Annotated in this window: 19 protein-coding genes and 1 tRNA gene; 9 read left to right on the top strand and 11 right to left on the bottom strand. The window is 73.2% G+C overall.

The genetic code is table 11. From position 1 onward, the window contains the following. Positions 1–70: 70 nt before the first annotated feature. On the top strand, positions 71–2,047 hold the full coding sequence (locus IG62_RS0122920; RefSeq protein WP_030806300.1) for a transglycosylase domain-containing protein: 1,977 nt from the start codon (positions 71–73) through the stop codon (positions 2,045–2,047). A gap of 111 nt (positions 2,048–2,158) precedes the next feature. Here the strand turns inward: IG62_RS0122920 and def are convergent, their stop codons facing one another. The 6 genes from def to IG62_RS0122890 all read right to left on the bottom strand — a co-directional run bounded on the left by def (position 2,159) and on the right by IG62_RS0122890 (position 8,355). Then, on the bottom strand, positions 2,159–2,788 hold the full coding sequence (gene def, locus IG62_RS0122915; RefSeq protein WP_030806298.1) for a peptide deformylase: 630 nt from the start codon (positions 2,786–2,788) through the stop codon (positions 2,159–2,161). Between the two features lie 66 nt (positions 2,789–2,854). Further along, positions 2,855–3,841, bottom strand: a complete 987-nt coding sequence (locus tag IG62_RS0122910) for a tetratricopeptide repeat protein (RefSeq protein WP_030806296.1) — start codon at positions 3,839–3,841, stop codon at positions 2,855–2,857. Positions 3,842–4,164: 323 nt separating this feature from the next. Next, entirely contained in the window at positions 4,165–5,523 is a 1,359-nt protein-coding gene (locus IG62_RS0122905; protein ID WP_030806290.1) for an HD domain-containing protein, read from the bottom strand. Continuing rightward, positions 5,520–6,998, bottom strand: coding sequence for an HD-GYP domain-containing protein (locus tag IG62_RS0122900; RefSeq protein ID WP_078872172.1), 1,479 nt, complete (start codon positions 6,996–6,998; stop codon positions 5,520–5,522). Before IG62_RS0122900 ends, IG62_RS0122905 begins: the two co-directional genes overlap by 4 nt. A gap of 266 nt (positions 6,999–7,264) precedes the next feature. Continuing rightward, a complete protein-coding gene (gene rsrA / locus IG62_RS0122895; protein ID WP_030806288.1) occupies positions 7,265–7,654 on the bottom strand; it encodes a mycothiol system anti-sigma-R factor in 390 nt (129 codons plus the stop codon). Beyond that, the gene (locus tag IG62_RS0122890; protein ID WP_030806286.1) at positions 7,651–8,355 is read right to left on the bottom strand and encodes a sigma-70 family RNA polymerase sigma factor; all 705 of its coding nucleotides are present in this window, start codon (positions 8,353–8,355) and stop codon (positions 7,651–7,653) included. Before IG62_RS0122890 ends, rsrA begins: the two co-directional genes overlap by 4 nt. 443 nt (positions 8,356–8,798) lie before the next feature. On the opposite strand from IG62_RS0122890, the gene IG62_RS0122885 reads away from it, so the two are divergent. Further along, positions 8,799–9,374: a helix-turn-helix domain-containing protein gene (locus IG62_RS0122885; protein WP_030806283.1), complete on the top strand. Its 576-nt coding sequence runs from the start codon at positions 8,799–8,801 to the stop codon at positions 9,372–9,374. Between the two features lie 64 nt (positions 9,375–9,438). Here the strand turns inward: IG62_RS0122885 and IG62_RS0122880 are convergent, their stop codons facing one another. After that, positions 9,439–10,086, bottom strand: a complete 648-nt coding sequence (locus IG62_RS0122880) for an alpha/beta family hydrolase (RefSeq protein ID WP_030806280.1) — start codon at positions 10,084–10,086, stop codon at positions 9,439–9,441. Between the two features lie 92 nt (positions 10,087–10,178). Beyond that, positions 10,179–11,000: an SOS response-associated peptidase gene (locus IG62_RS0122875; protein WP_030806277.1), complete on the bottom strand. Its 822-nt coding sequence runs from the start codon at positions 10,998–11,000 to the stop codon at positions 10,179–10,181. Between the two features lie 35 nt (positions 11,001–11,035). Between IG62_RS0122875 and IG62_RS0122870 the strand changes: the two genes are divergently transcribed. The 4 genes from IG62_RS0122870 (at position 11,036) to IG62_RS0122855 (ending at position 14,831) form a co-directional block, all read left to right on the top strand. Then, positions 11,036–11,749 (top strand): M50 family metallopeptidase, encoded by a 714-nt coding sequence (locus tag IG62_RS0122870; RefSeq protein WP_030806274.1) that lies wholly within the window; start codon positions 11,036–11,038, stop codon positions 11,747–11,749. 211 nt (positions 11,750–11,960) lie between these two features. Continuing rightward, positions 11,961–13,334: a 3-phosphoshikimate 1-carboxyvinyltransferase gene (aroA, locus tag IG62_RS0122865; RefSeq protein ID WP_030806271.1), complete on the top strand. Its 1,374-nt coding sequence runs from the start codon at positions 11,961–11,963 to the stop codon at positions 13,332–13,334. Positions 13,335–13,347: 13 nt separating this feature from the next. Then, positions 13,348–14,355 carry a ribosome small subunit-dependent GTPase A gene (gene rsgA, locus IG62_RS0122860; protein WP_030806268.1) on the top strand — a complete coding sequence of 336 codons (1,008 nt, stop codon included), beginning with the start codon at positions 13,348–13,350 and terminating at the stop codon, positions 14,353–14,355. A 152-nt stretch (positions 14,356–14,507) separates the two neighbouring features. After that, positions 14,508–14,831 carry a DMT family transporter gene (locus IG62_RS0122855; protein WP_030413485.1) on the top strand — a complete coding sequence of 108 codons (324 nt, stop codon included), beginning with the start codon at positions 14,508–14,510 and terminating at the stop codon, positions 14,829–14,831. Positions 14,832–14,855: 24 nt separating this feature from the next. Here the strand turns inward: IG62_RS0122855 and IG62_RS42165 are convergent, their stop codons facing one another. Next, positions 14,856–15,530 carry a TetR/AcrR family transcriptional regulator gene (locus tag IG62_RS42165; protein ID WP_037839045.1) on the bottom strand — a complete coding sequence of 225 codons (675 nt, stop codon included), beginning with the start codon at positions 15,528–15,530 and terminating at the stop codon, positions 14,856–14,858. A 231-nt stretch (positions 15,531–15,761) separates the two neighbouring features. Between IG62_RS42165 and hisN the strand changes: the two genes are divergently transcribed. Both hisN and IG62_RS0122840 read left to right on the top strand, forming a co-directional pair. Continuing rightward, on the top strand, positions 15,762–16,565 hold the full coding sequence (gene hisN, locus IG62_RS0122845) for a histidinol-phosphatase (protein WP_030806262.1): 804 nt from the start codon (positions 15,762–15,764) through the stop codon (positions 16,563–16,565). Positions 16,566–16,784: 219 nt separating this feature from the next. Next, positions 16,785–17,186, top strand: coding sequence for a cyclic nucleotide-binding/CBS domain-containing protein (locus IG62_RS0122840; RefSeq protein ID WP_030806259.1), 402 nt, complete (start codon positions 16,785–16,787; stop codon positions 17,184–17,186). A 139-nt stretch (positions 17,187–17,325) separates the two neighbouring features. Here IG62_RS0122840 and IG62_RS0122835 read toward each other — a convergent pair whose 3' ends face one another. Continuing rightward, on the bottom strand, positions 17,326–18,789 hold the full coding sequence (locus IG62_RS0122835; RefSeq protein WP_030806256.1) for a catalase: 1,464 nt from the start codon (positions 18,787–18,789) through the stop codon (positions 17,326–17,328). 159 nt (positions 18,790–18,948) lie between these two features. On the opposite strand from IG62_RS0122835, the gene IG62_RS0122830 reads away from it, so the two are divergent. Then, positions 18,949–19,371 carry a Fur family transcriptional regulator gene (locus IG62_RS0122830; RefSeq protein WP_030806253.1) on the top strand — a complete coding sequence of 141 codons (423 nt, stop codon included), beginning with the start codon at positions 18,949–18,951 and terminating at the stop codon, positions 19,369–19,371. A 99-nt stretch (positions 19,372–19,470) separates the two neighbouring features. On the opposite strand, the gene IG62_RS0122825 is transcribed toward IG62_RS0122830, so the two are convergent. Continuing rightward, positions 19,471–19,544: transfer RNA gene (locus IG62_RS0122825), tRNA-Met, on the bottom strand. Positions 19,545–19,591: the final 47 nt, after the last annotated feature.

Here is a 19,591-nt window from a genome sequence, read left to right as displayed (position 1 = left end):
CGGTCACCTGCGATTGTGAGCGTTCTGTTACCTCGGCAACCAGGGCCGGGGCCGCCACATCTATCCGGGTATGAAGGGCACGAAGGGGCGTCGCCGGTTCATCGACTATCCGCGCCGGGGACGCGAGGGGCTGCGCCGATGGCTGCCGTCATGGCGGCTGTGGCTCGGCACCCTCGCGTTCGGCATCCTCTCCCTGGCGGGGTTGTTCGCGTTCGTGTACGCGAAGATCGACATACCGGACGAGAACGAGCTCGCCGGTAAGGAGGCCACCGTCTACTACTGGGCGGACGGCAGCCAGATGGTGAGCGTGGGCGCGGTCAACCGGCAGAACGTCACGCTCGACAAGGTCCCCGACTCGGTCGAGAACGCGGTGATCTCCGCGGAGAACGCCACGTTCTACAGCGACCCCGGGATATCCGTCCAGGGCATCGCCCGGGCGATGGTGAACATGGTCTCCGGCGAGGAGACCCAGGGCGGCTCCACCATCACCCAGCAGTACGTGAAGAACACCTATCTCTCGCAGGACCAGACGGTCACCCGCAAGCTGCGGGAATTCATCATCGCGCTGAAGGTGAGCAACCAGAAGTCCAAGCGCGACATCCTCCGCGGCTATCTCAACACCAGCTGGTTCGGCCGCGGTTCGTACGGCATCCAGGCCGCGGCCCACGCGTACTACGGCATCGACGCCAAGAACCTCAGCCCCAGCCAGGGCGCCCTGCTGGCGGCCACGCTGAAGGGTGCCGACCAGTACGACCCGGGGCTGAGCGAGGCCAATCACCGGCGGGCGGAGGCACGCTGGCGGTGGATCCTCGACCGGCAGGTCGCCACCGGAAAGATGAGCGAGGAGGAACGGGCGAAGTACCGCACCTTCCCCGAGCCCCGGCCGCCGTCGAAGCCCACCAGCCAGGCCGGCCAGATCGGCTATCTCGTCGACGTCGCCAACAAATTCATCAAGGCCGACACCGGGCTCACCGACAAGGACCTGGCGCGCGGCGGCTACCGCGTCCACACCACCTTCGACAAGAACCGCACCCGCCGCCTGGAGGCGGCCGTGAACACCGTCCGCCGGGAGAACCTCGACCCGAAGGAGCGGCCCGCCGACACCTTCGTGGAATTCGGGGCGGCCTCGGTGCGCCCCCGGGACGGCGCGATCGTCGCGCTCTACGGCGGTGCCGACGCCACCCGGCACTTCAGCAACAACGCGGACACCTCGGCGGTCCCGGCCGGCTCGGCCTTCAAACCGTTCGTGCTCGCCGCCGCCCTCCAGCAGCAGGTCGAGGCCACCCCGCAGCCCACCGACCGCCCCGAGGGGGCAGGCCGGGCGGTCCCGGTGGACTGGCGGCCGGACCAGGCCGCCGTGGACCTCGGCAGCGCCCTGGTGAAGGCCCAGAACCCGCCGTTCGTCCAGGCCGGGCAGCGGATCGGGCTGGCCCGGATCCGGGACCTCGCGGTGGCCGCCGGGCTGCGCAAGGAGAGCATGGCGCCCCTGGAGCAGACCTTCCCGCTCGGCACCTCGGCGCCCAGCGCGATACGGATGGCGAGCGCCTACACCACGTTCGCCAACGGCGGGCTGCACGCCGATCCGTACGCGGTGTCGTCCATGACGCACGACGGCCGCGCGGTCCCCGGCTTCGAGCGGGCGGTGCCCCAGCAGGTCCTCGACGCCGGGGTCGCCCAGCAGGTGACCGGCGCCCTGGAGGGCGTGGGATGGCGCACGCTGGGGCTGCCGGAGGGCAAGCCGGCCGCGCCGCCGGTGGCGGCCGGCCGTACCGAGCCGGGTGACCGGATGAAGTCGGCGTGGTTCATCGGCAGCCAGGCGCCCGCCCTGGTCGGCACCGGGCCCGGCACCGGCGGCGGGAACTGGGGCGGTGTCCGCCCCGGCACCGCGCCGGGCGCCGGCGACGAGCCGACCACCGCCGTCACCATGTTCCGCAACCAGCCCGGCGCGCCCCAACTGCTGGGCCTGCAGGGCGTCGGCGGCCCCCGCACCGGTCTGGGGACGTCCCTCCCGCCGAAGGTCTGGCGCGCCTACCAGGACGCCTCGTAGACCGGCCGCCGGTACGCCTGGCGGACCGGCCGCCAGGACGCCGCACGGACGCGCGCGGGCGCCCGCCCCCACCGGGGACGGGCGCCCGCGCGCCGGTCGTCTCGCGTCCGCTCAGTCGTTGGCGACCACGGGGTAGCGCGGCTCCTGCTCGGCCATCTGCCGCAGCGCGTCCTTGCGGTCCCGCTTGGAGAGCCGGTCGATGTAGAGGTAGCCGTAGAGGTGGTCGGTCTCGTGCTGGAGGCAGCGCGCGAAGTAGCCGGTGCCCCGCACGGCGATCGGCTCGCCCTTGGCGTTCTGGCCGCGCACCACGGCGTAGTCGGGGCGGGCCAGCTCGGCGTACGCACCGGGCACGGACAGGCAGCCCTCGTTGGAGTCGTCCAGCACCCGGCGCTCGGCGGGCAGCTCGTCCAGGACCGGGTTGCAGACCGCGCCGACGTGCCGGACGCCCTCGTCGTCCAGGCAGTCGTAGACGAAGACCTTCAGGTCCACACCGATCTGGTTGGCGGCCAGGCCCACGCCCTCGGCGGTGCGCTGGCTGGCGAACATGTCGTCGATCAGCTGGGCCAGGCTGTCGTCGAACTCCGTGACGTCCTTGCACTCCTTGTGGAGCACCGGGTTGCCGACCACGGTGATCGGACGGGAGGTACCGCGCTCCCGGTGGGCGCGCTCGCGCTCCTCGCAGTCCTCCGTGTCGACGATGAACTCGACGCTCTCCTGCTGATCACTGTCCTGCTGGGCCATCTCCGCCGTACGCCTTCCTCAAAACCCTGATGGGACGCCCTACAGCCTACGGGGGCGGCCCGGCGCTCAGCAGACCTCTTCCAGATCACGCCATTCGCGGGTGTCCGGGCTGTCCGCGACCCAGCCGTCGAGCAGCCCGCGGACCAGCGCGGACGGTGCCGCGATGCCGCATTCGCGCTCCGGCACCCACAGCGATCCGGAGCCCGCGGTGCGGTGGCCCAGCGGGCCGGGGTGGCCCGGTTCGCTGTGGTCGTGCGGGTCCAGGTGCTCGCCGTCACCCTCGTCGCTGGGCATCCGGCTCTCCGAGCACGTACGGCACAGCAGGCGTACGGAGGACGACCAGTCCTCGGCGGCGAAGCCGGCGTCGGCCGCCAGCCGCTCCAGGGCGTCCCGGTCGGCCTCGGTGGCGGCCTCCAGGAGCACCACCCAGGTGGGGACCGGGGAGGGCGCCCACAGCTCGATCTCGTCGAAGACCGGGTACGCCTGCCCGTCGGACGTCGTGCGCTCGCCGTGCGGGACGCCGTCGTGCAGCACGACCTCGCCCCAGCGCCGCCCGGAGGAGGGCAGCGGGATCGACAGCACCTCGATGCGGGCCGGGTCCAGCCGGCGGCCCCAGACCACCTCGGCCTCGCCCTCCGGGGAGAGCCGGACCGCGGCGCTGCCCAGGGCCATCCCGACCGGTTCGGCGGACGGCGAGCCCTCGCCGGGGACCTTCAGGCCGTACGCCTGCCAGGCCCGGCGGGCCAGCGGCCAGTCCTGGAGGGCGGTGGCGGCGATGCCGACGTTCCACCAGTCGGGCGCACCGGACTCGCGGTCGAGCAGCGCCACCGCGCGCAGACCGGCGGCCCGGGCCTGTTCCCAGTCGTGCCGGAACTTGTGCAGCAGGGCGAGGTTGAACCAGGACTCCGACAGCCACGGCTCCATGTCCGCGGCCCGGGTCAGCAACGCCCCCGCGTCCTCGTAACGGCCGTCACCGATCAGCGTGAAAGCGCGGTCGGTCGCCTGCCGCCACGAGGCGGAGGGCCGGTGCCGTACCTTGCCGAAGATCCTCACGATTCCCGCCTGCTGGTTGCTCTCGATGCCGCCAGGGGGTCTCCCGGGCGGCTCCCGGGGCCCTTCCGGGGGGCCCACTCGACAACCTGCCACAGATTGCCGTCGGGCTCAGCCTGGTTTGCTGCTCCCCCTCTGCGGCTGATGCCCTTCACCGACCCCCTGAACCCCCTGGGACTCTCCTCACAGGGGCTTCCTTCGCATCCAACCATGCCCGTCTCGGAGGCCGCTCATTACCCATGGGTTCTGGCACTCCGGGAGGAATTCCGCAAGCGGAGGGAACCGGAGGGCGGCACGGGGGCCGGCCCGCACCGGTGCGGTCCTTCTCACACCTCCCGGCCGCCGCGGGCCAGGACCCGGGCGAGCGCCTCGACGACGCGGGGCTCGTGGTCCTGCGCCGTGGCCAGCCGCAGCCGCTCCAGGGCGCGCAGCCGGCCGCCCGGCCCGCCGGCGCCGCCCGCCAGGTCGTCGTAGGCGTTGACGGTCCGGACGATACGCGCGGTGACCGGCTGGTCCGGGTACGGGTCGGCCTGCCGCTCGACGATCATCGCGACCTCGGCGGGCACCCCGGTCTGCCGGACAACGGCGCCGCCCAGCAGGGCGATCCGGCGCTGTTCGGCGGGCGGCAGCGGGGCGGTGGCACCGTCCGGCACCGGGTCCAGGAGGGAGAGCTGACCGATGTCGTGCATCAGCGCGGCGTACTCCAGCACGTCCAAGTCCGGTTCGGCGAGGCCCAGTTCGCGGCCCACCGCGCGGCTGAGCGCGGCCACCCGGCGGGCGTGGCCGTGCGGGGTGTACCCGGCGATCTCGGTGGCGCGGGCCAGCGAGGCGATGGTCTGGCGGTACGTACCGCGCACCGCCGCGAAACGGCCGAAGGCGAACTGGGTCAGCAGCAGCGGCAGGCAGAACACCGGCAGCGCCCACAGGCCGGCGACCGCGGTGGCGAGCGCGATCACCACGCCGGTGGCGCAGACGGCCGTGCCGATGCCGGGCAGCGCCCGCAACTCGTCGCGCAGCAGCGGACAGTACGGCCAGCCGGTGCGGGCGTGCGCCAGAGTGGCGGCGAGCACCGCGTCACACAGCGTGGTCAGCGCCAGCAGGCCGATCAGGAAGAACGGGTAGGCCGGCCCGTTCGCCACCCAGCTGCCCAGGGTGCCGGTGTTGTAGAGGGGTTGGAAGCAGGTGGCGGCGAATCCCGTGGTCAGCACCCGGCGGGCGAGCCGGTCCGGCGCCGTGCCCCGGCCGCGCGCGACCTGCGGAACGACGCCGATCAGGGCGGCCGCCAGGACCACGGCCACGGTCTGGGGGACGCCGTGCGTCGTCGGCCGGCCGCCCGCCTCGCCGAGCAGCGCGTACGCCAGCGCCCCGGCCGCGCCCAGCGGGGCCGCCGTCCGGTCCTCCGGTGCCCGCCCCGGCCCGGTGGCGGGCGCGGGGCCGCAGGAGGCCAGCTCGCCGACCGCGATCAGCACCCCGAAGGCCAGCGCGATCCCCGGCCGGTCGAGCCCGGCCCACAGGGTCCGGCCCAGGGACCAGCAGGCCAGCGCGGCGGCGGCGGTGTGGACGGCGATGACGACGGCGCGGCGGCCGGCGGTCCGCGGGCCGTCCGGTACGGCGTGGGGCCGGCCGTCGGCCACCGGACGGCCGGCCCGCCGGGGATCCGGGGGCTTCGCGCGGGTGCCGCTCATCGCGGACCACCGCCCCACCGGGTGCTGCCGGCGGTCCCGGGCACCGGCTCGGGCACCGTGCCGGCCGGCCGGTCACCGCGGCCGTCCGGGGCGGGGCCCGCCGCTCCCCCGGCTTCCCCGGCCCGGCCCGCCACCCGCTCAGGCGTGACGTTTCCGCTCCGGGTCGCGCCCGGCCCGTCGTCCGCCGCGGTGACCAGGTCCGGGTCCCAGCCGTACCGGTGCAGTGACGCCGCCAGTGCCCGCACCATCCGCGGGTCGAACTGCGTGCCGGCGCATTTGCGCAGCTCCGCGACGGCCACCGGCACCGGCCGGGCCCGGCGGTAGGACCGGGTGGAGGTCATCGCGTCGAAGGCGTCCGCCACCGCCACCACCCTGGCGAACTCCGGGATCTGGTGGCCGCGCAGACCGTACGGGTAGCCGCGCCCGTCCAGCCGCTCGTGGTGGTGCAGGATCGCCGCCCGCGCCTCCCCCAGGAAGCCGATGCCGCGGACGATCTCGTGCCCGTACTCCGGGTGCAGCTCGATCACCCGGCGCTCCTCCGGGGTCAGCGGCCCGTCCTTGCGCAACAACCGGGTGGGCACACCGAGTTTGCCGACGTCGTGCAGGATGCCGGCGAACCGGAGCGCCTCGGTCCGGTCCTCCGCCATGCCCAGCTCGCGGGCGATCATCACCGAGGCGCGGCCGACCCGTTCGCCGTGCCCGCGGGTGTAGCGGTCCTTGATGTCCACGGCCTGGACGAGCGCCCGGATGGTGGCCTGGTGGGCGGCGCGTTCGCGGTGGCAGCGGTCGAAGACCCAGCACGAGAGGCACATCGGCAGCAGCACCAGCAGCGCCGCGGGCGGCCCGTACGAACTGCGCCACAGGACCGCCATCATCAGCCCGGCCAGGCCGTGCACGAGGTACCGGGCCTGGCCGCGGGAGAGCAGCCCGCGCCAGGCGGTGCGTACCGGGTGCCGTTCGGCGGCGATCAGGATGCCGCCGTCCAGCGCCGCGAGCACCGCGCAGTAAAGGGTCGCGGCGGCCAGCGCCGGCAGCAGCAGGAGGGGAAAGCGCGGGGTGGCCAGGTCCGGGTGGCCCAGGGCCCGGAAGGCCGCGGCGGCCGCTCCGCAGGCGAGGGCCTGCTCGGCGGCGTGCCATATCCGGCGGGCGGTGGCCGCCCGGGGCCGGACCGGGGCGAGCAGCGCTCCGGGGACGGCGGCCAGCGCGGCCAGTGGCGGCGGAAGCAGGAAGACCCCGGCGAGGACCAGGGGGCTGGTCCAGCCCGTGGCGCCGCCGGAGCGCGTCCGGTCCGGCAGCCGGCGGCCCAGGAGCGGGCAGCGGGGGATCCGTTCGCCCAGTGCGTACAGGGCGGCCAGGGCGAGGGCGGTGCCCCAGGGGGCGCCCGGGTCCAGCCGTAAGGCCCAAGCGGTGCACAGCGCGGCGGCCAGGGCCGTGCCGCCGATGTACCCTCGCGCGGCCGCCGGTAGTTCCCGCATCGCGCCCTCCTCACCGTGCCCGCCGGCTCCGCCCCGTTCCGGGGGCGGGGACGGCCCTCGGCACGCCGCGTCCGCAGCGCGCTCGGGTCGGTGAGAATAGAGGGGTTGGCGCGCCCGGGAAGGCGCATCAGTGGATCGGGCGGGAGGAATCGCCCCGCCCCTCACTCATTGGGGTGATGTGCCGCGGTCTTCGCCCCGCACGGCCGCGGTCCGTGCAATGTGGCGGGGAGGTCGATCACCCAGGGGCCCTGCCGGGCCCGGGCCTTTCAAGCGTCGGCGGTACGGGAGTCGGCCGCCGGGCCGGAGCCGGCGCTGCCGGACTCCGCCTCACGCGCCTCCTGCTCCCGCTGGGCCTGTTCGTGCCGGGCCTGCTCAAGGACGCTCACCTCGGGCACGGCCTCGCCGGCCCGGATGAGGTCGATCCGGCCCATGACCTTGGAGCGCAGGTCGCTGGGGACGTCGTCGTGGCCGCAGCAGCGCTTGACGAGCTTCTTCACAGCCTGCTCCAGGCCGTACTTCTCCAGGCACGGGGAGCATTCGTCGAGATGCACCTGGAATTCCGCGCACTCCCCGGCGGGCATCTCCCGGTCGAGATACTCGTAAAGGTGGTCAAGGACCTCTGAGCAGTCCTTCTCGTGCGGCGCTCCGCAGCTCATGATCCCGAGCCTTTCCGGTCGTGCGATTCCGACGTCCGCGCGGCCTGCGGGTCCGCAGTGGCCGCACCCGCCGGAACCAGCCCGCGTTCGCGGGCGTAATCCTCCAGCATGCCGCGCAGTTGGCGACGGCCGCGGTGCAGACGGGACATCACCGTGCCGATGGGTGTCCCCATGATGTCCGCGATCTCCTTGTACGCAAACCCCTCGACGTCGGCGAGGTAGACCGCGATGCGGAATTCCTCCGGGATCGCCTGGAGGGCGGCCTTCACGTCCGAGTCGGGGAGGTGGTCCAGCGCCTGGGACTCCGCGGAGCGCAGCCCCGTCGACATGTGCGACTCGGCGCGCGCCAGCTGCCAGTCCTCGATCTCCTCCGCGGCGCTGCGCTGCGGCTCGCGCTGCTTCTTGCGGTAGGAGTTGATGAAGGTGTTCGTGAGGATGCGGTACAGCCACGCCTTGAGGTTGGTGCCCTCGCGGAACTGGTGGAACGACGCGTACGCCTTCGCGTACGTCTCCTGGACGAGGTCCTCCGCGTCGGCCGGGTTGCGCGTCATGCGCAGGGCGGCGGAGTACATCTGGTCGAGGAAGGTGAGCGCGTCCCGCTCGAAGCGCGCATTGCGCTCGGTCGCGCTCTCCTGCCGGCGGTCGGCCATCTCCTCGGCCGAGCCGTCGGTCCCTGCGTCGGTACCGGTGACCGGACCCACCTCCTCCAACACCGTCACGGATCCGGAAGCGGACCCACTCGATTCGGAGAATAGACGACGATCCGGTGCCGCCGCCGCTCCAGCAAGGGCGGGCTGTGCCACCTGCATCTGCGACCACGGCAGGTCAGCGGCCGGGCGGGCCGGGCAAGCGATTCCCATGCGGCGGACTCCCATTCCTCGTGCTTCGCTGGACGTACGCGCGTCCGTACGAATGCCACAACAGCCGCCCCGGCCCGCGCATTCCCGCTCCGCACGATCTTCTTCCGGCGGTTTTCCGTCCGGTTTCCCGCCCCGGGGTTGACAAATGCGGTTGCCGGTTCGGCAATGGAACCGTGGACGACGACCCTGCCGGCACCCCGCCGGACCGCCCGGTGGACGCCCCGGCATCCGGCGCCTCCCCCGGCCTCGCCCAGACACAGGCACCGGCACCGGCACCGGACCAGATCTACGACCGGGTCCTGGCCGAGGTGGGGCCCCGGCTGCGGCGGCTCCGGCAGGAGCGCGGGGTGACCCTGGCCGCGCTGTCCGAGGCGACCGGCATCTCGGTGAGCACCCTCTCGCGCCTGGAGTCCGGCGGCCGCCGGGCCACCCTCGAACTGCTGCTGCCGCTGGCCCAGGCGCACCAGGTGCCGCTGGACGAGCTGGTGGGCGCGCCGGAGGTGGGCGACCCCCGGATCCGCGCGGTGCCGCAGCGGCGCGGCCGTATGACGGTGGTGCCGCTGACCCGCCAGCCGGGCGCGCTGCAGGCGTTCAAGCTGGTGATCGATCCCGTCGCCGGCCCGTCGGAGCAGCGGGTCCACGAGGGCTACGAGTGGCTGTATGTGCTGTCCGGACGGCTGCGGCTGCTGCTGGCCGACCGCGACGTGGTGCTGCGGGCCGGGGAGGCGGCGGAGTTCGACACCCGGCTGCCGCACTGGTTCGGGCCCGCCGACCGGACGCCGGTGGAGGTACTGAGCCTCTTCGGGCGGCAGGGCGAGCGGGTGCACGTACGGGCCCGGCCGCGCGGGCAGGGCGACTGAGCCCCGGCGCCGGCGGGCCCCTGGCGGGTGCGCGGGCCCTCGCCGGTGCGGCGCCGGGCCGCTCTCAGCCGAAGAGCCCGTCCAGCCAGGCGAGTACGGCGTCGGTGAGGACGGCCATCGTCGCCGCCTCGTCGACGCCCGCCTTCTTCGGGACCGCGAAGCCGTGGTCGCCGTGCGGCACTTCGGCGAGCTCCGTGCCCGGCGGGAACTCGTCGGGCCGGCCGAAGGGGTCCCGGCCGCCCTGGACGACCAGCGTCGGCACCCCGGCGCCGGTCAGCTCGTCCACCCGGGACTTCTCCGGCCGGCCCGGTGGGTGCAGCGGGAAGCTCAGCGCCAGTACGGCCCCGGCGCCCAGCTCGCGGGCCGTACGGCAGGCCACCCGTGCGCCCGCGCTCCGGCCGCCGGCGACCACCGGCAGCCCCGGCTTCTCCAGCGCGGGCCACAGCGCGGTCCACGCCGCGTCCAGGGTCTTGGGCGCCGGCGCCATCTTCTTGCCGGCCACCCGCCACGGCTGCTCGACCAGCGCCACGGGGTAGCCGCGGGCCGGCAGCGCGGCCGCCAGTGCCCGCAGGTCGCGCGCCTCGATACCGCCGCCGGCGCCGTGGCTCACCGCGACCACGGCCCGCGCCGGCGTCGCCGCGCGGTGCCAGGTGATCCGGGCCTCGCCCGCCGGCGTCCCGACCGTCTCGGTCTCCTTCGCCCCTGTGCTCATACGCCCATCCTGCCCGCGCCTGGAGCCGAACGGCACCGCCCCACGCCCGTCGCCGCGGCCACCGGGCCGGGCGTCACCGGGTGCGCACCGGCTCAGAACAGCGTGCCGACCTCCGGCCCGTCGAGTTCGGTGACCAGCTCGGGCCCGTTGTTGCGGACGTTGCTGACGTCGGTCGGTACGGGATGGGCACGCATCAGCCCGGGCGGCGGGGGCGCCAGCAGTTCCCGCAGCTCGTCGGGGTCCGTACGGCCCGCGTCGAGCCAGGCGTCCCAGCGGTCCGGGGGCAGCACCAGCGGCATCCTGGGGTGGATCTCGGCCAGCGACTGCGGGCCGGCGCCGCCGTCCGCCCCGGCCAGCGGGGTGGTCTCGGCGGCGGTGGTGACGACCGTGCAGGTCACCCACCAGGCCATCGGGTGGTCGCCGGGGAGCGTGCGGTCCCGCCAGAACTCGTACAGCCCGGCCATCGCCATGACCGAGCCGTCCGCGGGCGTCACGAAGTAGGGCTGCTTGCGGGGCCGCTTCTTCCGGCCCTGCTCCTCCAGCTCCCGCTCGGCCGCGTCGGTGACCCACTCGAAGTAGCCGTCACCGGGGATCAGACAGCGCCGGGTCGCGAAGGCCCGCCGGAACGACGGCTTCTCGTGGACCGTTTCCGCCCGCGCATTGATCATTCTTGCCGCGCCGTCGGGTGATTTCGACCACGACGGGACCAGCCCCCACTTCAGCGGCCGCAGCTGGCGCACCGGCCCGTCAGGAGCACCCTCGCCTTTGAGGGGACGCTCCAGCACCGCGTGCACGGTGGCCGTCGGCGCCACGTTCCAACTGGGCGCCAGCGTCTCCTCGGGCTCCCACTGCTGCACCCCGAACAGGCCGACCAGGTCCTCGGGGCGACGACTCGCTGCATACCTCCCGCACATGCATGCCACACTGCCATGCCACACGAAGGGGAGACATGGAGACCGACCACCTCACCGACATATGGGGCCGGGTCACCGGGTCCCAGCCCGCCCCGTCGCTCTGGCTGGTGATCGCCACGGCGGTGCTCGCACTGGCCGCCGTCGTCCCGCACACCGCGTGGCGGCTGTCGCGCAATGCGATCACCATCGCCCACGAGGGCGGGCACGGCCTGATCGCGCTGGTCAGCGGGCGCCGCCTGGACGGCATCCGGCTGCACTCCGACACCTCCGGACTGACCGTTTCCCGCGGCAAACCGACCGGTCTCGGCATGGTGCTGACCGCTGCGGCCGGTTATGTGGCACCGTCCCTGCTCGGTCTGGCCGGCGCCGCCCTGCTGGCGGCCGGGCACATCACGGCGCTGTTGTGGGGCGCGACCGCAATGCTGCTGGCGATGCTGGTGATGATCCGCAACGCCTACGGCGTGCTCACCGTCGTCCTGGCCGGCGCCGCGTTCCTGCTGGTCTCCTGGCTGACCACACCGGACGTGCAGGCCGGCTTCGGGTACGCGGCGGTGTGGTTCCTGCTGCTGGGCGGGGTGCGGCCGCCCTTCGAACTGCAGGGCAAGCGGCGCCGCGGCGGTGCCGTGGACTCCGACCCGGACCAGCTGGCGCGGCTGACCCACGTCCCGGCGGCGCTGTGGCTCGGCCTCTTCCACGTGGTGACGCTGTGCTCGCTGATGGGCGGCGGGCGCTGGCTGCTCGGCCTCTGAGGTCTCCGGCGGGCCCCGGCCGTCAACGGCGGCACGCCCCGTACTCCCGCCCGGTATGTCCGCGGCGCCTCGTACGTCCGCCGTGCGCGGCCCGTACGTCCGCCCGCTCCGCACTTCCGGCACGCGAGCGCACTACCAGTGCCATGTTTCGGATGGGTTGCGCCACTTTTGATCAAGATCGGCACCCTTGCCCAGCCATTAAAGTAAGGGCATGACCGAGAGCCCCGCACATCCCGCCCTGTGGCCCGCCCCCGTCGCACCCGGCGCCGTCGATGCAACCGTCACCGTGCCCGGCTCCAAATCGGTCACCAACCGCGGCCTGGTACTGGCAGCCCTCTCCTCCGAGCCCGGCTGGCTGCGCCGCCCGCTGCGCTCCCGCGACACCCTGCTGATGGCCGAGGCGCTGCGCACCATGGGCGTCGGCATCGAGGAGACCGCCTCCTCCAGCTCCGCCGGCTCCGCGGACGCCGTGGACCGGCCCGGCGGCGGCGAGGCCTGGCGGATCATCCCGGCCGGTCTGCACGGCCCGGCCACCGTCGACGTCGGCAATGCCGGAACGGTCATGCGCTTCCTGCCGCCGGTCGCCGCGCTCGCCGACGGCCCGGTCCGCTTCGACGGCGACCCGCGCTCCTACGAACGCCCGCTCGGCGGCGTGATCGACGCGCTGCGCTCCCTGGGCGCCCGGATCGACGACGACAACCGCGGTGCGCTCCCGATGACGGTCTTCGGCAGCGGCGCCCTGGAGGGCGGCGCGGTGGAGATCGACGCCTCCTCGTCCTCGCAGTTCGTCAGCGCCCTGCTGCTGTCCGCGCCGCGCTTCAACCAGGGCGTCGAGGTCCGGCACGTCGGCGCGGCCCTGCCGTCGATGCCGCACATCCGGATGACCGTCGACATGCTGCGCAGTGTCGGCGCGCAGGTGGACACCCCGGAGGCGGGCGGCGAGCCCAACGTCTGGCGGGTCACCCCGGGCGCGCTGCTCGGCCGCGACCTGGTCGTCGAGCCCGATCTGTCCAACGCCCAGCCGTTCCTGGCCGCCGCGCTGGTCACCGGCGGGCGGGTCACCATCCCGGACTGGCCCGAGCACACCACCCAGCCCGGTGACGCGCTGCGTGAGATCTTCACCACCATGGGCGGCTCCTGCGAGCTGACCGAGCAGGGCCTGACCTTCACCGGCAGCGGCCGCATCCACGGCATCGACGTCGACCTCGGCGAGGTCGGCGAGCTGACCCCCGGCATCGCCGCGGTCGCCGCGCTCGCCGACTCCCCCTCCACGCTGCGCGGCGTGGCCCACCTGCGGCTGCACGAGACCGACCGGCTGGCCGCCCTCACCAAGGAGCTCAACGAGCTCGGCGGCGACGTCACCGAGACCGCGGACGGCCTGCACATCCGGCCGCGCCCGCTGCACGGCGGGATCTTCCGCACCTACGAGGACCACCGGCTGGCCACCGCCGCCGCGGTCATCGGCCTCGCGGTCGAGGGCGTGGAGGTGGAGAACGTCGCCACCACGGCCAAGACGCTGCCCGACTTCCCCGCGCTGTGGACGGACATGCTCGCCGCGTCGCCCGGCCCGGCCCGGAGAGTCTGAGGGACCGGCCGCCATGCGCCGCTACGGCAAGAACCCCGATGAGGACGACGTCCGCGTCCGCCCCAACCGCAAGGGCAACCGGCCCCGCACGAACATCCGCCCCAAGCACGAGGACGCGGCCGAGGGCCTGGTCCTGACCGTCGACCGGGGCCGGCTGACCTGCCTCATCGAGGGCCGGACGGTCACCGCGATGAAGGCCCGCGAACTGGGCCGCAAGAGCGCGGTGGTCGGCGACCGGGTCGCCGTCGTCGGCGACCTGACCGGCGCCAAGGACACCCTCGCCCGGATCGTCCGGGTCGAGCCGCGCACCTCCACGCTGCGCCGCACGGCCGACGACGACGACCCGTTCGAGCGGGTGGTGGTCGCCAACGCCGACCAGCTCGCGATCGTCACCGCGCTCGCCGACCCCGAGCCGCGCCCCCGGCTCATCGACCGCTGCCTGGTCGCCGCCTACGACGCGGGCCTGGACCCGCTGCTGGTGCTGACCAAGTCCGACCTGGCGTCCGCCGACGCGCTGCTGGAGTCGTACGGCACCCTGGGCGTCCCCGCCATCGTCACCAACCGCGACGAACTCACCGACGGCAGCGCCGCCGAGCGGGTCCGCGAGACGCTCAAGGGCCGGATGACGGCGTTCGTCGGGCACTCCGGCGTCGGCAAGACGACCCTGGTCAACGCGCTGGTCCCGGAGCACCGCCGGGCCACCGGCATCGTCAACGCGGTCACCGGCCGCGGCCGGCACACCACCACCTCCGCGCTGGCGCTGCCGCTGCCCGGTGACGCGGGCTGGGTCATCGACACCCCCGGCGTCCGCTCCTTCGGGCTGGCGCACATCGACCCCTCCCGGGTCATCCACGCCTTCCCCGACCTGGAGCCGGGCACCGTCGACTGCCCGCGCGCCTGCAGCCACGACGAGCAGGACTGCGCCCTGGACCAGTGGGTCGCCGACGGCCACGCCGACCCGGCCCGGCTGTATTCGCTGCGCCGGCTGCTGTCCACCCGTGAACGACGCGAGGGCGACTGATCCCCCGGATGTCGCTGCCGTCCGCCCGGGACAACTGCATAATCACACCGAGGCTGGCGCTCGTCACCGGCCGCTGACCGCCAGGCGGGGCCCCAAGCGGAGTGAGGCCGAAGTCCCGTCGTCACTCGTCCGGCTGACGGAGGCAATGGGACATGGCGTGGCTGCTGGTCGTGGTGGCGGGGCTGCTGGAGACCGGCTTCGCGGTCTGCCTGAAGCTCTCGCACGGTTTCACCCGCCTCCTGCCGACCATCGCCTTCTGCTCCTTCGCGCTCGCCAGCTTCGGCCTGCTGACCCTGGCCCTGCGCAAGCTCGACGTGGGTCCGGCGTACGCGGTGTGGACCGGCCTCGGCGCGGCCGGGACGGCGGTCTACGGCATGGTCTTCCTCGGTGACGTGGTCTCCACCCTGAAGATCGTCTCCATCACGCTGGTCATCGTGGGCATCGTCGGCCTCCAGCTGTCGGGCGGCGCCCACTGACCGGGCGACTTCCCTGACGGGTCGTCAATCGGGGCCGGCCGCGCTCCGCTCACCGTCCCCGGCCGGCCGCCCGAACGCCCCCCGTACGAGCCGCGACACCGCCTCGGCCTCCTGGTCCCGCCGCGTCCGCTGCGCCGGTACGCGTCCCGGCGGCGCCGTCCCCGGGGGAGCCGGCGCGGGCGGGGCCACCACACAGGACAGCGTCAGCCGGGCCGCGGTCTCGCAGGCGGTGCCCAGGGCGGGCAGTTCCTCCGCGGGCCAGTCGGGCTCCAGGGCCGCGACCGCCTGGGCGCAGAACCGGCCGACCAGCTCGCCGGGCGCCGGCTCGGCGGCCGCCGAAGGAGCCGGCAGCCGGTCCCCCCAGCAGCCGGTCAGTGCCGCCCTGACCAGGGGGTTCGACCGTGCGGTCCGGAGCGTCCAGGCGGCCGCGGCCACCACCCGGGCGGCGCCGTCACGGTGCGTGGCGGACCTCCCGGTGCCGCCCCGGGCGAGCACCCTGGCGACCCCGGCGAGGTAGTTGTCGGTCTCCCGGCGCACCAGGGCCCGGGCGAGCCCGTCCTTGCTGCCGAACTCGTTGTAGAGCGTCTGCCGGGACACCCCGGCCGCGGCGGCCACCTCGACCATCCGGATGTCGCACCAGGGCCGGGCGGTCAGCGCCGCGTAGGCGGCGTCCAGCAAGGATTCACGCGCTGCGGGCATCCGTCGCCTCCCCGGCCGCCGGCCCAGGCGGCCGGTTTTCGCACAGAATTGAGGCGGCGTCAGGGGCTGTCAAGGGGCGTCGCGGCGTCCTCGTCCCGGCGTGGGGGACCGGTCCGCCGCCGGGGGCCCGAGGGGGCGCGGCCGCGCCGGCACCCGCCGGACGGAGGGCGTCACACGCCCGCCGGGCATGGCCGTGTGGCCCGCAGGTATACCAATGGATACTGTTCGCACATGCCCGACTATCACGATGATCTTCGTCTCGGCCACGTCCTCGCCGACGCCGCGGACGCCGCCACCATGGAGCGCTTCAAGGCGCTCGACCTGAAGGTCGAGACGAAACCGGACATGACGCCGGTGAGTGAGGCCGACAAGGCCGCCGAGGAGCTCATCCGCGGCCAGCTCCAGCGGGCCCGGCCGCGGGACGCGGTGCTCGGCGAGGAGTTCGGCAGCGAGGGCGCCGGACCGCGCCGCTGGATCATCGACCCGATCGACGGCACCAAGAACTACGTCCGCGGCGTGCCGGTCTGGGCGACGCTGATCGCGCTGATGGAGCGCGGCGAGGGCGGTGACCGCCCGGTGGTCGGCATCGTCTCCGCGCCGGCGCTCAACCGGCGCTGGTGGGCGGCGGAGGGCCTGGGGGCGTTCACCGGCCGCAGCCTGACCTCCGCCTCCCGGCTGCAGGTGTCGAGGGTCGGCCGTATCCAGGACGCGTCGTTCGCGTACTCCTCGCTCACGGGGTGGGAGGAGCGCGGCAAGCTGTCCGGGTTCCTCGACCTGAGCCGGGACTGCTGGCGCACCCGGGCGTACGGCGACTTCTGGCCGTACATGCTGGTCGCCGAGGGCGCGGTGGACATCTGCGCGGAGCCGGAGCTGTCGCTGTGGGACATGGCGGCCTGCGCGGTGGTGGTCAACGAGGCCGGCGGGCAGTTCACCGGTCTGGACGGCAGGCCGGGCCCGCACAGCGGCAACGCGGCGGCCTCCAACGGTCTGCTGCACGAGGACCTGTTGAGCTACCTCGGCGACGCCGCCCACTGACCCGCCGGGAACGCCCGCTTTTCTGACGGCTTTTCCCCGCCACACACCGCGCTGACCTGTGACGCAGCACCTCCAGGGGCGAGTGTTCGGACATCCGTCCAACACTTGCCCCTTGTTACCGCGCGCAACGGCATGTGAACATGAGAATCCCCAAGTTTGTGAACTTGTGAATGCGTTCGCAAGGCACATTCACCAAGGAGGTGGCTCCACTCCATGCCCATGTACGTCAAGGACGCCATGAGCACGGTGGTCCTCACCATCGGCCCCACTCACACCCTCCGCCAGGCGGCCCAGTTGATGGCGGCCCGCCGCATCGGCTCGGCCGTGGTCCTCGACAGCGACAACAGCGGCATCGGCATCCTGACCGAGCGCGACATCCTCAACTCCCTCGGCGCGGGCGAGAATCCCGACCGGGAAACCGTGCACGCCCACACCACCCCGGACGTGGTCTTCGCCGCTCCGGACTGGACCCTCGACGACGCCGCGGACGCCATGGTGCGCGGCGGCTTCCGCCATCTGATCGTGCTGAACGACCACGGACCGGTCGGCGTGGTCTCCGTCCGCGACATCATCCGCTGCTGGTCGACGGCCGGCGTACGGGCCGGCGCCGTGCCGGCCTGACCGCTGGTCAAAACGGCACCCGAGGAAGCGCCGGGCTCCTGGAGCCGGGCGCACGAAGAGGCCGGAGCCCCTTGGCGTCCGGCCTCTTCGGCTGTTACGGCAAGCGGCCGCCGAGCGGCCCCGAGGGGCCGTTCGGTGATCAGCCGCGCAGGGCCTGGACCGCGACCTGAAGCCGCTTGCCGTAGTCCGCGTCCGCCTTACGGAAGTTCTCGATCGCCCGCTCGGCGATGTCGTCGCGGGAGACCTTGGCGAGGAAGCCCGCCAGGTTGTTGATCAGGCGCTCCTTCTCGTCCTCCGACATCAGGCGGTAGAGGTTGCCGGCCTGGACGAAGTCGTCGTCCTCGGCGTGCGAGGGCGCCGCCTGCTCACCGGTGAATCCGCTGACCGCAGCCGGCTGCCACAGCGGCAAACCGGTCTGGGCGGGACCGCCGAAGCTGTTGGGCTCGTAGTTCTTCTGCCGGCCGTGGCGGCCGTCGTAGAGCGCGCCGTCCCGGCCGTGGCTGCGCGCCTCGGTGGCGTGCGGGCGGTTGACCGGCAGGTGGTCGGCGTTGATGCCGACGCGGTAGCGGTGCGCGTCGCCGTAGGCGAACAGCCGGCCCTGGAGCATCTTGTCGGGGGACGGGCCGATGCCCGGCACGAAGTGGTGCGGCGAGAAGATCGACTGCTCGACCTCGGCGAAGATGTTCTCCGGGTTGCGGTTGAGCTCCAGCTTGCCGATCTCGATGACCGGGTAGTCCGCGTGCGGCCACACCTTGGTCAGGTCGAACGGGTTGAAGCGGTAGGTCGCGGCCTCGGCGGCGGGCATGATCTGCACGCCGACGGTCCAGGACGGGAACTCCCCGCGCTCGATCGACTCGCGCAGGTCCCGCTGGTGGCTGTCCGGGTCCTCACCGGCGAGCTTGTTGGCCTCGTCCTGGGTGAGGTTCTTGATGCCCTGGTCGGTCTTGAAGTGGTACTTGACCCAGAAGGCCTCACCGGCGGCGTTGTTCCACTGGAAGGTGTGCGAGCCGAAGCCGTCCATGTGGCGGTACGAGGCGGGGATGCCGCGGTCGCCGAACAGCCAGGTCACCTGGTGGGTGGACTCCGGGCTCAGACCCCAGAAGTCCCAGACGTTGTCCGCCTCCTGCGAGCCGGTGTACGGGTCGCGCTTCTGGGTGTGGATGAAGTCGGGGAACTTGATGGCGTCCTTGATGAAGAAGACCGGGGTGTTGTTCCCCACGAGGTCGTAATTCCCCTCCTCCGTGTAGAACTTCAGCGCGAAGCCACGGGGGTCACGCACCGCGTCGGCCGCGCCGAGGCTGCCCGCGACGGTGGAGAACCGCAGGAAGACCTCGGTCTGCCTGCCTATCTCGGAGAGGAACGCGGCGCGCGTGTACGGCGTCACGTCGGCGGTGACCGTGAACGTGCCGTACGCGCCGGCGCCGCGGGCGTGCACGATGCGCTCCGGGATGCGCTCGCGGTTGAAGTGCGCGAGCTTCTCGATCAGGAGCTGGTCCTGGATGAGGCCGGGGCCGCCGATGCCCGCCGTCTCGCTGTTCTGGTTGTCCGCGACCGGAGCGCCGGCCTCCGTGGTCAGCGGTCCGGTGGTGCTCTCTACCGACACGTGCGCCTCCTGAAACGTCTCTACACCTGCCCTGGGCTTGCGCCGTACCCGATCCTACATTGGACAATGTCTAAGTCAAGAAGAACCCGAAACTCGTACCCGATCCGGCGATGGACGGCCACTGGTACCCTGGCACTATCTGACTGATAGGTGATTGGCATGAGTGACCTGCTGGAACGACTCCGGGGACGCGGCTGGCGGCTGACCGCGCAGCGACGCGTCGTCGCCGAGGTCCTCGACGGGGACCACGTCCACTACACCGCCGACGAGGTGCACGCCCTCGCGGCCGGCCGGCTTCCCGAGATCTCCCGCGCCACGGTGTACAACACCCTGGGCGAGCTGGTCTCGCTCGGTGAGGTCATCGAGGTGAGCACGGACGGCCGCGCCAAGCGCTACGACCCGAACGCCCACCACGACCACCAGCACCTGGTCTGTTCGCAGTGCGGCACGATCCGTGACGTGCACGTCCACGGCGACCCGCTCACCGCCCTCCCCGAGCCGGAGCGGTACGGCTTCCAGGTCTCCGAGGTCACCGTGACGTACCGGGGCATCTGCCCCAACTGCAGCGGCACCTCGTCCTGACGCGCGCAGCGGCCGCCGACCTGCCGGTGGCCGCCCGCCCGGCGGGTGCGCAGACGACGAAGGCCCGGATTCCTGGGAATCCGGGCCTTCGTCCTTCAGTAGCGGGGACAGGATTTGAACCTGCGACCTCTGGGTTATGAGCCCAGCGAGCTACCGAGCTGCTCCACCCCGCGTCGTTGTGCCCTTACTCTAACCCCCGCCGGACGACCGGTGCAAATTC

It is taken from the genome of Streptomyces sp. NRRL S-337 (genome assembly GCF_000720175.1).
Taxonomy (GTDB): domain Bacteria; phylum Actinomycetota; class Actinomycetes; order Streptomycetales; family Streptomycetaceae; genus Streptomyces; species Streptomyces siderophoricus.
This window is presented reverse-complemented; position numbering and strand designations above follow the sequence as displayed.